This is a genomic window from Dietzia sp. CH92 (genome assembly GCF_032248695.1).
Classification (GTDB): domain Bacteria; phylum Actinomycetota; class Actinomycetes; order Mycobacteriales; family Mycobacteriaceae; genus Dietzia.
The window spans coordinates 364,043-378,933 of sequence record NZ_JAVHXC010000004.1 but is presented as its reverse complement, the minus strand read 5'-3'; the positions used below and the strand labels follow the sequence as shown (position 1 = coordinate 378,933).

The 14,891-nt window shown below is 73.6% G+C and carries 15 protein-coding genes; 6 read left to right on the top strand and 9 right to left on the bottom strand.

The window, feature by feature from the left end:
- Positions 1-53: 53 nt before the first annotated feature.
- From RWK90_RS11060 to glp, 5 genes are all read right to left on the bottom strand, one after another.
- A complete protein-coding gene (locus RWK90_RS11060) occupies positions 54-1,781 on the bottom strand; it encodes an MDR family MFS transporter (RefSeq protein ID WP_314037671.1) in 1,728 nt (575 codons plus the stop codon).
- On the bottom strand, positions 1,778-2,410 hold the full coding sequence (locus RWK90_RS11055) for a TetR/AcrR family transcriptional regulator (RefSeq protein WP_314037670.1): 633 nt from the start codon (positions 2,408-2,410) through the stop codon (positions 1,778-1,780). The genes RWK90_RS11060 and RWK90_RS11055 overlap by 4 nt, the downstream gene beginning before the upstream one ends.
- A gap of 68 nt (positions 2,411-2,478) precedes the next feature.
- Positions 2,479-2,955 (bottom strand): BLUF domain-containing protein, encoded by a 477-nt coding sequence (locus RWK90_RS11050; protein WP_314037669.1) that lies wholly within the window; start codon positions 2,953-2,955, stop codon positions 2,479-2,481.
- Entirely contained in the window at positions 2,939-3,187 is a 249-nt protein-coding gene (locus RWK90_RS11045) for a hypothetical protein (RefSeq protein ID WP_314037668.1), read from the bottom strand. The genes RWK90_RS11050 and RWK90_RS11045 overlap by 17 nt, the downstream gene beginning before the upstream one ends.
- 115 nt (positions 3,188-3,302) lie before the next feature.
- Positions 3,303-4,568 (bottom strand): gephyrin-like molybdotransferase Glp, encoded by a 1,266-nt coding sequence (glp, locus tag RWK90_RS11040; protein WP_314037667.1) that lies wholly within the window; start codon positions 4,566-4,568, stop codon positions 3,303-3,305.
- Between the two features lie 140 nt (positions 4,569-4,708).
- On the opposite strand from glp, the gene RWK90_RS11035 reads away from it, so the two are divergent.
- From RWK90_RS11035 to RWK90_RS11015, 5 genes are all read left to right on the top strand, one after another.
- Positions 4,709-6,082 (top strand): uracil-xanthine permease family protein, encoded by a 1,374-nt coding sequence (locus RWK90_RS11035; RefSeq protein ID WP_396230323.1) that lies wholly within the window; start codon positions 4,709-4,711, stop codon positions 6,080-6,082.
- Positions 6,083-6,136: 54 nt separating this feature from the next.
- On the top strand, positions 6,137-7,177 hold the full coding sequence (moaA, locus tag RWK90_RS11030) for a GTP 3',8-cyclase MoaA (RefSeq protein WP_396230318.1): 1,041 nt from the start codon (positions 6,137-6,139) through the stop codon (positions 7,175-7,177).
- A 31-nt stretch (positions 7,178-7,208) separates the two neighbouring features.
- Complete coding sequence (locus RWK90_RS11025; RefSeq protein WP_314037664.1) at positions 7,209-7,472, top strand: hypothetical protein; 264 nt, start codon at positions 7,209-7,211, stop codon at positions 7,470-7,472.
- A gap of 3 nt (positions 7,473-7,475) precedes the next feature.
- The gene (locus RWK90_RS11020) at positions 7,476-8,282 is read left to right on the top strand and encodes a substrate-binding domain-containing protein (RefSeq protein ID WP_314037663.1); all 807 of its coding nucleotides are present in this window, start codon (positions 7,476-7,478) and stop codon (positions 8,280-8,282) included.
- A gap of 162 nt (positions 8,283-8,444) precedes the next feature.
- Complete coding sequence (locus tag RWK90_RS11015) at positions 8,445-9,371, top strand: VOC family protein (RefSeq protein WP_314037662.1); 927 nt, start codon at positions 8,445-8,447, stop codon at positions 9,369-9,371.
- A gap of 323 nt (positions 9,372-9,694) precedes the next feature.
- On the opposite strand, the gene RWK90_RS11010 is transcribed toward RWK90_RS11015, so the two are convergent.
- Both RWK90_RS11010 and RWK90_RS11005 read right to left on the bottom strand, forming a co-directional pair.
- Positions 9,695-10,972 carry a globin domain-containing protein gene (locus RWK90_RS11010; RefSeq protein ID WP_314037661.1) on the bottom strand — a complete coding sequence of 426 codons (1,278 nt, stop codon included), beginning with the start codon at positions 10,970-10,972 and terminating at the stop codon, positions 9,695-9,697.
- Positions 10,973-11,084: 112 nt separating this feature from the next.
- Complete coding sequence (locus RWK90_RS11005) at positions 11,085-11,543, bottom strand: Rrf2 family transcriptional regulator (protein ID WP_314037660.1); 459 nt, start codon at positions 11,541-11,543, stop codon at positions 11,085-11,087.
- A gap of 448 nt (positions 11,544-11,991) precedes the next feature.
- Between RWK90_RS11005 and RWK90_RS11000 the strand changes: the two genes are divergently transcribed.
- Complete coding sequence (locus tag RWK90_RS11000; RefSeq protein ID WP_314037659.1) at positions 11,992-12,129, top strand: hypothetical protein; 138 nt, start codon at positions 11,992-11,994, stop codon at positions 12,127-12,129.
- Positions 12,130-12,178: 49 nt separating this feature from the next.
- Here the strand turns inward: RWK90_RS11000 and RWK90_RS10995 are convergent, their stop codons facing one another.
- Together RWK90_RS10995 and RWK90_RS10990 are read right to left on the bottom strand one after the other, a co-directional pair.
- The gene (locus RWK90_RS10995) at positions 12,179-14,200 is read right to left on the bottom strand and encodes an NTP transferase domain-containing protein (protein WP_314037658.1); all 2,022 of its coding nucleotides are present in this window, start codon (positions 14,198-14,200) and stop codon (positions 12,179-12,181) included.
- Entirely contained in the window at positions 14,197-14,841 is a 645-nt protein-coding gene (locus RWK90_RS10990; protein WP_314037657.1) for a TetR/AcrR family transcriptional regulator, read from the bottom strand. The genes RWK90_RS10995 and RWK90_RS10990 overlap by 4 nt, the downstream gene beginning before the upstream one ends.
- Positions 14,842-14,891: the final 50 nt, after the last annotated feature.

The following is a 14,891-nucleotide window of genomic DNA, read 5'->3' as shown; positions in this document are numbered from 1 at the left end:
CGGAGGTCGGGGCGAGGGGCGGGTGACTGCGGGGTGGAGCGTCGACGATCTGGTTAGTTCCGGGGGGCACCACCGCCGTTCGTGGCGGCGACCGCACTGGTCGCGCCGGGGGCGGAATCCGCACCGGCGGACCCGTCGGCCTGGGTGATGATGGTTTCGGTAGCGGTCGCCTTGCCGTCGTCCCACACGGCCTCGCCGCGCGCCACCATGCCGGCCTCGTCGCTGAGCTCGACCTGGGGGAGGAAGAACGCGAAGAGCAGAGCGACGGCGAGGACCGGCACCACGTACCAGAGCGCGGGTGCGAGGGCGTTCGCGTAGGAGTCCACGATCCCCTGGTGCAGCGGCTCGGGCAGGTTCGCCACGAAGGCCGGCGTGACGGCGCTCGGGTTGAGCCCCGACGCCATGGCCTGCTCCGGGTTCGCCGCCACCGTCTCGGTGAGATTGGTGATCAGCCGGTCGGTGAACAGGGAGCCGAACCACGCCGTGCCGATCGCGGCACCGATCTCGCGGAAGTAGTTGTTCGAGCTGGTGGCCACGCCCACCTCGCGCGGATCGACAGCGTTCTGCACCGCGAGCACGATGACCTGCATGACCAGGCCCAGGCCGGCGCCGAAGAACAGCAGCATGCCCATGATCTGCCAGATGGGCGTCGAGCCGGTCATCTGCGTCATCACCATGACCGTGAGCACCGTGATCGCCATACCGACGATCGGGTAGACGCGGTAGCGACCGGTCTTGGCGATCGCCAGGCCCGAGCCGATCGAGGTGGCCATGAGGCCGACCATCATCGGGATCATGAGCAGCCCGGAGCCCGCCGGCGAGGTGCCCGTGGCCATCTGCAGGAACGTGGGGATGAAGCCGATCGCGGCGAACATCGCCACACCCAGCACGAACGCGATGATCGTGGCGATCACGAACACCCGGCCGGTGAACAGGTGCAGCGGCAGGATCGGCTCCTCGGCGCGACTCTCCACCACGATGAGCGCGATGATGCTCAGCACCGTGCCGACGATCATGGCGATCATGCCGGCCGAATCCCACGCGAGCTGGTCGCCCCCGAGGTCCGTGACCAGGACCAGGCCCGACGTGCCCAGGACCATGAACAGGATGCCCGCCCAGTCGACCTTCGCCGAACTCGTGCGGGGCGGCAGCTTCATGTACTTCCAGGCCAGGACGAAGGCGATGACACCGACCGGCACGTTGATCCAGAAGCACCACCGCCAGTGGGCGGAGTCGGTGAAGAAGCCGCCCAGCAGCGGACCGGCCACCGCCGAAATGCCGAAGACGGCGCCCATCGGGCCCATGTACTTGCCGCGCTCGGAGGCGGGCACGATGTCGGCGATGATCGCCTGCGACAGGATCATGAGCCCACCGCCGCCCAGGCCCTGGACCCCGCGCCACGCGACGAGCTCCCAGAAGCCCGCCTCGGTGGCGGGATCGGTGAAGAACCCGGCCGAGCCGGACCCGACCGAGCCCAGGGTGAAGATCGCGATGGCCAGCAGGAAGAGGTTGCGGCGGCCCACGAGATCGCCGAACTTGCCGTACAACGGCATCGTCACAGCCACGGCGAGGATGTAGATCGTGATGATCCACGCCTGGGACTCGACGCCGTTGAGCTCGCCGACGATGGTCGGCAGCGCGGGGCCGAGGATGGACTGGTCGAGCGAGGCGAGGAACATGCTCGCCATCAGGGCTCCGAAGATGATCCAGACCGTGCGCGGGGTCAGCGTGATCGGATCACTCTCGGACGACGCCGGTGGCGTCGACGAGGTACTGGTCATGCGGTGGGGCCTTCCTGGAGGGCGGATTCGAGGAGTTCGAAGTAGTGAGCGACGCTCTCGGCGAGCGGGGTGACCGGTGCCCCCGCGCAGGCCTCGACCATCGCGGTCTGGACGAGGCCGAGCGCCACGCTCAGGCCGACCTTCGCGAGGTCGCGGTCGCGGGTGGTGTCGTAGCGCGAGGCGATGGCGGCCTCGAACTCCGCGCCGACGACGGTCATCGAGGCATTGAGCGCCCCGAACAGGGTGGGGTCGCGCTCGAGCGCCGAACGCATCAGCTCGTCGTCCGTGGCGGAGTCGGGGTCGGTGTCCTCGAGGAAACGCAGCATGAGGTCGCGGATCTGCAGGACAGGGTTGGCGGCGGGCTCGACGCCGTCGCCGAAGAGCGTGCCCATGAGGCGGCGGAAGCGGTCCGTGCTCAGGTGCACGACCGCCTCGTCCTTGGAGTCGAAGTAGTTGAAGAAGGTGCGGGGCGAGACGTCGGCGCGCGCGGCGATGGCCTCGACCGTCGTCGCCTGCAGGCCGTCCTCGGCCACGAGGTGCAGGGCGGCGCGCGCGATCGCGGCGCGGGTGCGGGCCTTCTTGGCCTCGCGGAGGCCGGCGGGGGCGTCAGATGATCCGGCGGTGGTCACCGGACGATGATGCGCCCGTTCTGCAGTCTGTGCAAGTTTGCATGTACTGCAACGGGTGGGGTCGGGGGTCAGACCCGGGCCGAGCGCTCCCGGACCTTGAACCAGATCGAGAAGTCCTCCGCCGCCTGTCGCACCACGCCCTCGTCCTCGCCGGCGGTGAGATCGATGAAGCTGTCCCGGACCCCGTCGGTCCCCGTCGACCGGGTCGAGCGCGGCGTGCCGAAGCCCATCCGCCAGTCGGCGAAGCTGCGTTCGGTCGTGGTCTCCGTCAGCAGCACGCGGAGGCGTTCGTGTCGGTCATCGCCGGCGATGTCGTCCAGCAGTGCGTCGATCTCGGCCGGCGGGCCCTCGAGGAACTGGATGAAGCAGTCGTCCCGGAAGAGCAGGACGCCGGTGATCCCCACCCGGCGGTTCCGCTCGCGGGCCGTGCGGAGGATGGACTCGAAGTCCTCCGGCCGCATCTCCCGGGAGGCCGTACTGGTGTAGACGAGGTACTTGAGGGCGCCGTCGCGCGGCGCCCCGTTGCGCTCAGCGACCGACGACATCGGAGACCCCGTTCTCCCGGTCGGTGAAGTACAGGGCTGACAGGCTGGACATGGCCTCCTCGAGTGACCCGGCCGTCTCGAGCCGTCGCGACACGTGGTCGTGGGGCTCGAAGGTGGTCGGGGACGTCTGGTCGATGTAGCCGACGAAGTTCCCCCGGATGCTCCCCACGACGAACGTGTCCTCCACCCGGGACCAGCGGATCGCGCCTTCGGCCTCGTCCACCGGGTCCATACGTTCTCCTTCGGTCGCGCGTCGGCGCGCCCGCGTCGGAGCGAACCGGGGCCCACGCATCGGCCGACCCCACCGGAGACTGTACGGAGATCCCGCGCTCGGGCGGTGGGCGCCTCTACAGCGGGATCGCCTCCACCTCCGCCCCGGCCGCCAGGGAGGTGACGTCGGCCGGGATCTCGATCAGGACGTCCGCCCGGGCCATCGAGGCGACGAGGTGGGAGCCCGGACCGGAGACGGGGTCAACGGCGGGGAGGTCGGAGCCGGGGCCCGCGGCCCGCCCGTGGTCCAGGGCCGCCCGCAGGAACTGCACGCGCCCCTCGGGCGAGCGCACGTCGCGGGCCAGGCGCGCGCGGACCGGGCGGATCGGCGCCCGACCCACGGCCTCGAGGATCACCGGCCGCAGGAGCACGACGAACGACACCAGCGCGCTGACCGGGTTGCCCGGCAGACACACGACCGGGGTGCCGCGCCAGGTCGACAGACCCTGGGGGCCGCCGGGCTGCATGGCGATCGGCGCGAACCTCGCCCCGTCGCGGTCGGCGAGGACCTGACGCACCACCTCGGCGTCCCCCATCGACACCGCCCCGGCCGTCACCACGAGGTCCGCACCGCCCGCAGCCGCGTCCAGTGCGGACGTGAACTCGTGGCGGTCGTCGCCGGCAACGATCGTGGTGGTGACCTCGCATCCGCACGCCTTGAGCGCAGCCGTGAGGGTGATGGAGTTGGACTCCCAGATCTGCCCCGGTCCGAGCGGCCGGCCGGGCGCCACGAGCTCCGAGCCCGTGGCCACCACGCCGACGCGGGGCCGCGGCCGCACGTCGAGACCGGACATCCCGAGCGACGCGGCGGCCGCGAGGTGCCGCGCCTCGAGCCGCACCCCGGCCTCGATCACCACGTCGCCGGCGCGGACGTCGTCCCCCGGGCGACGGAGGAACTCGCCCGGCGACCGCGGCGCCGCCACCAGCACCACCGCGGGGTCGGAGTCGCTCACCCACGTGTCCTCGACCGGCACCACACAATCCGCCCCCTCGGGGACGGGCGCACCGGTCATCACCTTGCAGGCCTCGTCGTCGTCGACCCCCGGACCAGGGCCGTCACCGGCGTGCACGGCCCCCACCACCCGGAGCCGCGCCGGCGAGTCGGGCCCCGCCCCCGCCACGTCCGCCGACCGCACCGCGTAACCGTCCATCTGCGAGTTCACGAACAACGGCAGATCCACCGACGCCCGCAGGTCGCGCGAGAGCACCGACTCCGCGCACGCCGACAGCGGCAGGTGCGTACTGCGCGCGGCGCGCTCCAACACCGGCGTGAGGTGCGCGCGCAGGAGCTCGCGGTACTCGGCGGGGGAGGGGCGGGTCGACGCGTCGGGAAGGGGAGTCATGTCCCCACGGTAATCGCGTTGTACTGTGCCTACGGCCCGCTCGGGTGAGGCCGGACGGTAGCGAGAATGGGGAAGACGTGGCTCTCTGGTCGGTACACGGCGACGGCAGGAACATCAGGCCGGGCGAGGTGGTGGCCCCGATGGAGCGGCTGAGCTGGCCGCGGACCGTCGGGATCGGCGCGCAGCACGTCGTCTCCATGTTCGGTGCGACGTTCGTGTTCCCCCTCATCATGGGGCTCAACCCGCAGCTGGCGATCCTCTTCTCCGGCGTGTGCACCCTGCTCTTCCTCGCCGTGGTCAAGGGGCAGGTGCCCAGCTACCTCGGCACGTCCGTGGCGTTCGTCGGCGCGGTCGCCGCGATCCGCGCGCAGGGCGGCACGAGCGCCGAGGTCACCGGCGCGATGCTCGTCGCCGGCGCCACCCTGCTGGTCGTGGGCCTGATCGTGCACTTCGTGGGCGGCCGCGTGGTCACCGCGATCCTGCCGCCCGTGGTCACCGGCGCCGTGGTGATGCTGCTCGGCTTCAACCTCGCGCCCGTCGTGGCCGACACCTACTGGCCCCAGGACCAGTGGGTCGCGCTGGCGGTGATGGTGGTGCTCATCGGCATGACCGTCGGCCTCAAGGGCTTCGCCGGACGCATCGCGATCTTCCTCGCCCTGATCTTCGGCTACGTCCTGTCCTGGGTGCTCGACGTGCTCACCGGGCCCATCACCTCCTTCAGCGCCACCGCCGGCGAGGTCACCGAGCACCTGCGCGTCGACTGGTCCGGGGTGTGGGACGCGCCGTGGATCGGCCTGCCGCCGATGACCGACGAGGCCGCCGGCGTGGTGGGCATCCACGCCCCCGACTTCTCCCTGGCGTTCGTCCTGCTCGTGGTGCCCGGTGTGATCGCCCTGATCGCCGAGAACGCCGGGCACGTCAAGGCGATCGGCGAGATCACGCGGACCGAGACCGACGGCCTGATGGGCCGCGCGCTGGCCGCCGACGGCGCGGGGACCGTGCTGGCGACGAGCTTCGGTGGATCGGCGACGACGACGTACGCCGAGAACATCGGCGTGATGGCCGCGACCAAGGTGTACTCGACCGCCGCCTACGTGGTGGCCGCGGTGACCGCGATCGTGCTGGGATGTTCGCCCAAGCTGGGCGCGGTGATCTCCGCGACCCCGGGTGGTGTGCTCGGCGGCATCACCGTGGTGCTCTACGGCATGATCGGCCTGCTCGGCGCCAAGATCTGGAAGGAGAACCGGGTCGACTTCGGCAACCCCCTCAACCTGGTGCCCGTCGCGGCGGGCGTGGTGATCGCGATCGGCGACACCACCCTGACCATCACCGACGACTTCCAGCTCGGCGGCATCGCCCTGGGCACGCTCGTGGTGATCCTGGGCTACCACCTCGGCCGGGCCATCGCGCCGCACCTGCGCGCGCAGGCCGCCCGCGACGAGGCGCACGAACTCACCCTGCTCGGCCCCACCCCGGACATCACGGCCCTGGAGCGCCGACCCGACGACGAGTGAGCGGGGCGCGGCCCCGACCCCTACACTCGGGTCCACCGACACCGCGGAGGGGAGGTGGGCGACGTGACCGGCCCGGACGCACGCCCCGCGACGCCGTTGCTCGTGGACTCCTTCGGCCGGGTCGCCCGCGACCTGCGGGTCTCGCTCACCGAGAAGTGCTCCCTGCGCTGCACGTACTGCATGCCCGAGGAGGGCCTGCCGCCGATCCCCGACGCCGCGCGGATGACCGCCGACGAGGTGATCCGGCTGGTGGCGATTGCCCACCGGGAGCTCGGCGTGCACGAGGTCCGCTTCACCGGCGGCGAACCGCTCATGCGGGCCGACCTCGAACAGATCATCGCCGGAACGCGCGCCGCGTGCCCGGAGATGCCCATCGCGATGACCTCCAACGGCGTGGGGCTCGAGCACCGCGTGGGGCGGCTCGTCGAGGCCGGCCTCGACCGCATCAACATCTCCCTGGACACGGTCGACCGCGCTGAGTTCGCGCAGCTCACCCGCCGTGACCGGCTGCCCTCGGTGCTGCGCGGCGTGCGTGCCGCCGTCGAGGCCGGGTTGTCACCGGTGAAGGTCAACGCCGTGCCCCTGCGCGCGACGCTGCACGGGGCGCCCGACCTTCTGGAGTGGGCGCTGGCCGAGGGCGTGCAGTTGCGCTTCATCGAGGAGATGCCGCTCGACGCCGAGGCCACCTGGTCGCGCGACATCATGGTCACCGCCGCGGACGTCCTGGCCTCGCTACGGACCCGCTTCGAGCTGATCCCCGCGGGACGCGACGACCCGTCGGCGCCGGCCGAACTGTGGCGCGTCGCCGGACACTCCGTCGGGGGCGCACCCGCGACGGTCGGGGTGATCGCCACCGTGACCCGCAATTTCTGCGCGGCCTGCGACCGGACCCGCCTCACCGCCGAGGGGACGGTCCGGTCGTGTCTGTTCAGCGACGACGAGACCGACGTGCTGGGCGTGCTGCGCTCGGGCGCACCGGACCGGGAGGTCGCACGGGCGTGGCGAGACGCGATGTGGGGCAAGCAGGCCGGGCACGGGATCGGCGGCACGGCCTTCCACCGGCCCCGGCGATCGATGGGAGCCATTGGTGGTTGACGTGTCAGGGGCGGGGGATACAGTTGGCATCGTGAGCAGGACACCGAGAGTCATCACCGTGGGCTACTACGCCGCGGCCGAGGACGCCGCCGGCACCGCCCGCGAACGCCTGCACACCCACGCGACGACCGTCGGGGAGCTGGCGCGCGAGGTGTGCGAACGGCACGGTGAGCCCCTGGCCAGCATCGTCACGGTGTCCTCGTTCCTCGTGGGTGACGAGACGACCCGCGATCCAGAGGCCTCGATCGACGGCGTGGCGGCCGTCGACGTCCTGCCCCCGTTCGCCGGCGGCTGAGCGATGCGCCGGAGCCGGGCCCTCGGCGTGGTGTCGCTCGCCCTGGCGTGCACGGTCCTCGGCGCGTGCGCGGACCCGGAGACCGGGGATTCGACCCTGACCCTTGGCATCGCCGCCGCGCCGTCACTGGCCGGGGCGTTCACAGAGATGATCACCGTGTTCGAGGCCGAACACCCGGGGGTCCGCGTCAGCCTCGAGCTGGGCCGGTCGGACGCGATCGCCGACGGCCTGACCGAGCGGACCGACATCAACCTCTTCGCCTCCGCGAGCGAGGAGGCCATGCAGCGGCTCGTGGACGCCGGGGCGGCGGTCGATCCCCGCGTCTTCGCCCGCAACCACGTCGTGATGGCCGTCCCGTCGGGCAATCCGCGAGGGGTCACCGGCCTGCGCGACCTCGAGCGTCCGGACCTGCGGGTCGGGATCTGCGAGATGGACGTGCCCTGCGGTCTGGCCGCGGAGACGCTGCTGGCGGCGGCGGGCGTCGAACCCCCGGTGATCGAGCGGGAACCCGGGTCGCGGGCCCTCGCCGCGCGGCTGGCGGACAACGAGGTCGACGTGGGCATCGTCTACCGCACGGATGTCGCCGCCTCCCACGGCTGGGTCGCTCTGGTGGAGGTCGACCAGCGGGACCGCGAACTCGCGCAGGCCGCCGGGACCACGCGGTACACCGTGGCCCGGATCCCGGGGGGCGAGGACGGGGACGACGCCGAAGCCGAGCGGGCCGCGACGGGCGACTTCCTCGAGCTGATCACCTCCGACCGCGGCCGCCGCGCGCTCGAGGGTTCCGGCCTGGCGCCGTTGCCGCAGTAGGCCGATCCCGCGCCGCCCGCGTTGGCGCCCGGCTGCGCCCGCGTTCGCTCGGCCCGCGCTCCCGCTGGCCTCAACGCAGTGCGTGATACGTCACGGAATAGTCCGGAGGCTGCCCGGATTGCCTATAGTGACATATCAATTACGTCACTTCCCGGAGGAACCGTGCCCGTCTACGTCCAGAACCCCCACCCCCGCAGCCTCGTCCGTCGGCCCGCCGACGATCTGATCGCCGCCGACACCCGCATGGGTGCGGTCGAACTGCTGGTCCGTGACCTCGACGCGATGATCGGCTTCTACTCGCAGGGCATGACGCTCGACGTGCTCGAGCAGACCGGCGACACGGCGGTCCTCGGCCGGCCCGGCCTGCCGATCGTCCGGATGCGTCGGATGGCCGACCTGCCACCGCGCCGCCAGGGCGAGGCCGGCCTGTTCCACACCGCCGTGCTCTTCGAGGACAAGCCCTCGCTGGCCGCGGCGGTCGCGTCGGTCGCCCGGTATGCGCCCCGGTCGTTCACCGGCAGCTCGGATCACCTCTACAGCGAGGCGTTCTACTTCGACGACCCCGAGGGCAACGGCGTCGAGATGTACGTCGACCGTCCCCGGGAGACCTGGGCCACCGAGCCGCACGGGCTGCTCAAGGTGGCCACCAACCCGCTCGACCCCAACGAGTTCCTCCGCACGCACCTGCCGAACGCGCCCATCACGCCTGCGGCGGGCCCGGCCGCGACGCTCGGCCACGTGCACCTGCAGGTCGGCGACATCGGGGTGGCGCGTGACTTCTACGTCGACGCCCTCGGATTCGAGGTGATGAGCGATGTGGGCTCCGCGCTGTTCATCGCCGCCGGCGGGTACCACCACCACATCGCGGTCAACACGTGGGGCACCGCCGGGGCCGGCCCCCGCGCCGCGGCTCTCGGGCTCGGGCAGGTGAACATCGACCTGCCCACCGCCGACGACGTCGACGCGCTCCGGCAGCGCCTGGGTGATCACGGGTTCGCGACCCGCCACGACGGCGCCGTGCTCCGGGTGGACGACCCGTGGGGCACGCTCATCCAGGTCGGCGTGGAGGGCGCGGCTGACGGGCGCTGACGCGGGCGGGCCCCCGTGTACCCGGCGCGGACGGCTGACGATCCGCTCCCGCGCCTGCGTCGCCAAGGCTCGACATCCGCTCCCGCGTCTGGCGCCTCGCTCCCGGGCGTGCGTCGCCGAGCCCCGGTGTCCGCTCCCGCGCCTGGCTTCTCGCTCCCGGGCCTGACCGCTCGATCTACAGCCGCCCCTCGGCATGGCGTCTGGCCCGCCCCGCGGTGCGCGCGAGACGCCATGCCGAGGGGCGGCTGTGGGCGCTACCCCGCGGAGCCGACGGCCCGGCTCCCGCCGACGGAGTCTTCACGGGTCCGGCCCGGACCGAGCGGTCAGACCAGCCAGTCGTTGGGGGCGAACAGTTCGGCGTGAATCCGGTCCTCGGGAACCCCGGCGTCGAGGAACTGCGGGCGCATCGACTGGAGGAATCCGGTGGACCCGCAGAGGAAGACGTGGGCGTCCTCGGGGAGGGCGATCGACGACAGATCCATGTAACCGTGGTGGACCGAGCCCGGGCCGGTGACGGTCTCGGGGGCTTGCTCGTACCAGGTGTGGACGTCGACGTCGGCGAGCATGGCGGTCTCGCCGGCGACCTCGTCGGCGAGGACGTGGTCGGAGGGGCTGCGGTCGGCATGCAGGACGAGTACACGCCGCGGGTCGTCGGTCGCCGCCAGGTGGGCGATCATTCCCAGCATCGGGGTGATGCCGATCCCCGCCGAGCAGAGGACGACCGGTGCGGTCTGTCCTGCCGCCCCGGTGCCGGCGGCATCCAGGACGAGATCGCCGAACGGGAGGGTCACCTCGAGGGTGGTGCCGACGGTCGCGTGGGCGTGCAGCCAGCCGGAGACCTCGCCGGCGGGGCAGGCCCGGCCGTCGGCGGTGGCCGGCTCGACCCGGCGGACGCCGATCCGCCACGTGCCGTCGCCTGGCGCACTGGACAGGGAGTACTGGCGCAGCTGGCGGGCGCCGTCGGGCAGGACCACGCCGACGGAGGTGTACTGGCCGGGGCGGAAGTCGGGCAGCGGCCGGCCGTCGGGTCCGCGGAGCGTGAACACGGCGACGCTGTCCGTGACGTCCTCCCGTGCGGTTACGGTCGCGGTGCGGAACACGTCGCCGGGCTCGACCTCCGCGCGGTCGTAGAGGGCCTTCTCGAAGTCCACCAGGACGGCGGCCATGATCCAGTAGACCTCGTCCCACGCCGCGGCGACCTCCGGGGTGACCGCCTCTCCGAGAACCTCGACGATCGCGCCGAAGAGGTAGTCGTGGACCAGCTGGTACTGGTCGGGGGTGATGCCGAGGCTGGCGTGCTTGTGGCCGATCCGGGAGAGCATCTCGACCGGGCTGCGCCCGTCCACGAGCAGGGTGGCGAACGTGGCGATCGACGCGGCGAGTGCCCGCTGCTGCGCGCCGAGCTTCTGGTTGCCGCGGTTGAACGTGTCGCGGAGAAGGTCCGGGTTGTCGGCGAACATCGTCCGGTAGAACACCGGGGTGATCTCGTCGATGTGGGCGCCGATGACGGGCAGGGTCGCTCGGACCACGGCGGCGTGCTCGGCGGACAGCTCGCGGGGGTGCGCGAGGATCGACTCCAGGGTGGTGATCGAGGTGGTCACGGGTACTCCTTCGGGGCAGGCGCCGGGACAGCGGCACTCGTGTCAGGGCGCGACGGGGCGGTCCGAGCACCGGGTGGGTCGGACGTGAGTGGGTGGGGGACGAAAAGGGTGGCTAGGGGCCCGGGCCGGCCGTCGGCCGGGTGCCGAGGCTGAGCGGGACCCGGCGGGTGGGCGTGCGGACGATCGAGTCGACCGTCAGCGGGTCGAGGGTGGCGAAGAACGCCTCGCGGGCGTCGACGAGGGCCCGGCGCAGTCCGCAATTGCCCGCGAGCGGGCAGGGCGTGGGGCCCTCGCACTGGACGACCTCGCCCGGGCCCTCCAGTCGGCGCAGTAGGCGACCGACCGATTCGTGCCGGCCAGCCTCGGTGATGACCAGTCCGCCGCCGCGGCCGCGTCGCGATCGCACCAGGCCCATCTCGACCAGGCGGGAGACGATCTTGGCCACGTGGCTGACGGAGGCCTCGACCGATTCGGCGATCGCCGCGGCGGTCATCCGCTCCTCGCGCTCGTCGGCGACGGCGAGACGCATGAGGGCGCGGAGCGCGAGATCGGAGGACCGGGACAACTGCACGACGCCGAGCGTGCCATATTCCGAGACGGGTGGGGGCATTTGTTCCCGGTGATCTCAAATACCTATTGAGCTGGTCATTTACTGTGCCGTCTCACCTGCGGGAACGCTCCGGATGAGGCCGCCCACCGCCCGCCCCGCGGCGCGGGTGCCCGCCCCCGCCGCGGCTCCGCCCCGCGCATGCCGGCGCTCCCGCGTCCGCCGCCGCTGCACCCGCCTGCGCGCCCGGCATCCGCTCCCGCCCCTGGCGTCTCGCCCCTGCTCCTGTCCGCCAGATTCGCAGCCGCCCCTCGCGATGGCGTCTCGCGCGCACCGCGGGGCAGGCGAGACGCCATCGCCAGGAGCGGCTGTGCCGGTGTCCGCCGGGCCCGCGTCCGGAGGCCGGGACCGCTGTGCGGCGGTAGACTGGCGCGCCCCGCCGCCGGCGGGAAACGTCATGGAGGTGGACACGATGGGATTTCTTCGCAACGCGGTGAAGAGCGGGGTCGCGCTCAAGGCCGTCCAGGTGGTCAGGCGTGAGGCCGCGAAACCGGAGAACCAGCGCAAGGCGCGCGAGTTCGCCGAGAAGCTGCGCAACCGTCGCCGCTGAGCCTGGAGTCCGCCCGCCCGTCCCCGTGTGACGCGGCGGGCGGGGCGGGTCAGATCCAGTCGAGGAGCTCGACCCGGTCGCCCGGGGCCCCGGCATGGCTGCTGACCCCGGCACCGGCGCTGCCCTCGGCGCTGTCCCCGGCACCGGCGCTGCCCTCGGCACCGCCCTCGGCGCCGGCCCCCTCGGGCACGAGCGCGAGTGCGGGGGCGCCCGCGAGGTCCGCGAGGTGCGCGGTGCGGACGCGGCCGGCGAGCTGCCAGCCCCCGGCGCCGTCCGGGCGGGCGGGCAGGATCCGCGCGCGCTCCGGGTTGGCCAGCTGCGCGAGCCCCGGCACGAGCGCGGTGACGGGTGTGCGCTGACGGCCGGTGAGGGCGTCGACCAGCGCCCGGCCCGTCGTGGCGGCCGCGCACACCGCCGCCAGCGGGTTCCCCGGCAGGGCCAGCAGGACACGACCGTCGGGCAGCGCCGCGACGAGTTGGGAGCCGCCGGGGCGGACGCGGACCCCGTCGATCACGATGCGCGCACCGACCCGCTCGAGTGCGGGCCGGAGGTGGTCGGCGACGCCGCGCCCGGTGGCGCCCACCAGCACGAGGACATCGACCCCCGCTGGGCCCACGTCGCTCCCGGCGCCCCCGAGGTCCGGGTCCGCCCCCGCCAGCAGCGCGTCGACCGCCTCGGCCGTGTCCGGGAGGTGCCGCGGCGGACCCATCGCGCCGAAACCGGCGCGCGCCAGGACCCCGGCGGGACCGCCGAGCAGGGGGCCCACGGTGTCGCGGATCCGTCCCGGCGGCAGCGGCGGGGGAGTGTCGGCGGGCAGCACCTCGTCCCCCGTGGTCACCAGCTCCGCCCGCACCGGCCCGCGCACGAGGACCTCGACGACGCCGCCGGACAGGGCCGCCGAGGCGAGCGCCGCGTCGAGCACCGCGCCCTCGGGGGCGAGCTCGTGTCCGGTGGGCCAGTCCTCGCCGACCGGGCGCAGGTCGTCCACCCCGTCGGCGCCGGTCAGCGCGGCCAGGACCGTGCCGCCCACGCGGTCGGCGCCCACACTGCCGCCGCCCACACCGCCGCCCACGCGGCCGGCGCCCACACCGCCGCCCACACGGTCGTCGCCGGGGTCCGCGCCGGGATCACTGTGCGCCTCGACCAGCTCGTGACGCAGGACGCGGTCGGTGCCGGACGGGATGAGGGCGCCGGTCGCGATGGGCGCGGCCGTCCCCGGGTCCAACGACGCGGGCGAGTCGTCCCCCGCGCGGCGGGCGGCCCCCGTCAGCCGCCACGGCCCGGGCCCGGCCAGCGCGTAGCCGTCCATCGCCGAGACCGGCCCCCGGGGCATCGGGTCGGCCGCGGTCAGTGGAGCCGCGAGGACCGCCCCCACCGCGTCGAGGGGCGCGCGCCCGACCGCCGGCAGCGGTGCCAGCCCCGCCCGCAGGACCGCCCCCACGTGCGCGAGGCCCACCGGCCCGCGTCCGGCCAGGTCGGCCCACGTGTCGACGTCCCGGGCGGGGTCGCCGACGGGGACGCGGACGACCACCTCGTCGTCGTTCCCCCGGTCGTCGTACCCGTGGTCGTCGATCCCCCCGTCGTACAGGGACCGCACGGCCCGGCCGCCCACGCCGCCGGAGGCCTCCAGGGCGGCCAGGCGCGCGGCGAGGGCCCGGCGGTCCCACGCGGCGAGGAGGTACTGGTCGCGCCCCGCGTCGTCCACGGCGAGCGCGACGCGGGGCGCCGAACCCCGCGCGGGGCGGCGCAGCGCGGCGACGAGCGCGCGGAGGGTGGCGGCGTCGAGGTCGGGGAGGTCACAGGCGACGACGACGACGAGCTCCACCGCCCCCGGAAGGCCCGCCAGTCCCGCGGCGATCGCGGCGACGGGACCGGAGCGGGGCGGATCCTCGCGGGTGTCGCCCCCGGGGCCCACCGTGACGACGGGTCCCGCCACCGCCCGGGCGGCGCCGAGGACGGCGTCGATCATCGGCCGCCCCGCCACCCGGACGCGGGCCTTGTCCACGTCGCCGAGGCGGCTCGCGCGGCCGCCCGCGAGGACGATCGCGCCGACCGTGTCCGCGCCGCTCACCCGGCTCCCTCGGTGTTTTCCGCGTCCCCCGCGTTCTCCGCGTCCCCCGTGTTCCCGGGGCCCGCTGCGAGGCGCGCGCGGAGGAAGTCGTCGACCAGCTGCTCGACGTCGGCGGCGGTGAGCGGGCGCAGGCCGATCATGCGGGCGAGCACCACCGGCCCGGCGAGCTGCGCCACGGCCAGGTCGCGGTCACCCGGCACGAGCGTGCCGTCGGCCTCCGCGGCGGAGAGCACCGCGTGCAGGGGCGCGGCGTAGGAGTCGACGATCCCGCGACGCAGCTGTCCCACCTCGTCGTCGTCGGAGGCGCCGCGACCCATCGCCAGCCACCCGAGCATCGACTGCTGCAGGGGCGCGTCCTGGATGAGCCGGGTCATCTCCCCGCTCAGGTGCAGCAGCTGTTCCCGCAGCGGGGCGTCCGCCGGGGGAGACTCCGGCGCGGGCAGCAGGCGGCGGAACGCGGCCGCGATGAGCGAGTCCGTGGACGGGAAGTTGCGGTACAGCGTGGTCCGCGCGACCCCGGACAGGCGGGTCACCGCCTCGACCGTCACGGCCGCCGCCCCGCCCGAGACGAGCAGGTCCGCCGCGGCGTCGAGGAGTTTGCTGCGGGAACGGGCGCGGCGCGGATCGGTCGGCGTGGACATGACCACCATTGTGGCCCGCCGCCGCGGACCGGTCGTGGGTTACGGTGGCG

Bases quoted from the DNA above. Each gene is read 5' to 3' on its own strand.
- RWK90_RS11060 (WP_314037671.1), bottom strand. From the start codon at position 1,781: ATGACCAGTACCTCGTCGACGCCACCGGCGTCGTCCGAGAGTGATCCG.
- RWK90_RS11050 (WP_314037669.1), bottom strand. From the start codon at position 2,955: ATGTCGTCGGTCGCTGAGCGCAACGGGGCGCCGCGCGACGGCGCCCTC.
- RWK90_RS11045 (WP_314037668.1), bottom strand. From the start codon at position 3,187: ATGGACCCGGTGGACGAGGCCGAAGGCGCGATCCGCTGGTCCCGGGTG.
- glp (WP_314037667.1), bottom strand. From the start codon at position 4,568: ATGACTCCCCTTCCCGACGCGTCGACCCGCCCCTCCCCCGCCGAGTAC.
- RWK90_RS11035 (WP_396230323.1), top strand. From the start codon at position 4,709: ATGGAGCGGCTGAGCTGGCCGCGGACCGTCGGGATCGGCGCGCAGCAC.
- RWK90_RS11020 (WP_314037663.1), top strand. From the start codon at position 7,476: ATGCGCCGGAGCCGGGCCCTCGGCGTGGTGTCGCTCGCCCTGGCGTGC.
- RWK90_RS11000 (WP_314037659.1), top strand. From the start codon at position 11,992: ATGGGATTTCTTCGCAACGCGGTGAAGAGCGGGGTCGCGCTCAAGGCC.
- RWK90_RS10990 (WP_314037657.1), bottom strand. From the start codon at position 14,841: ATGTCCACGCCGACCGATCCGCGCCGCGCCCGTTCCCGCAGCAAACTC.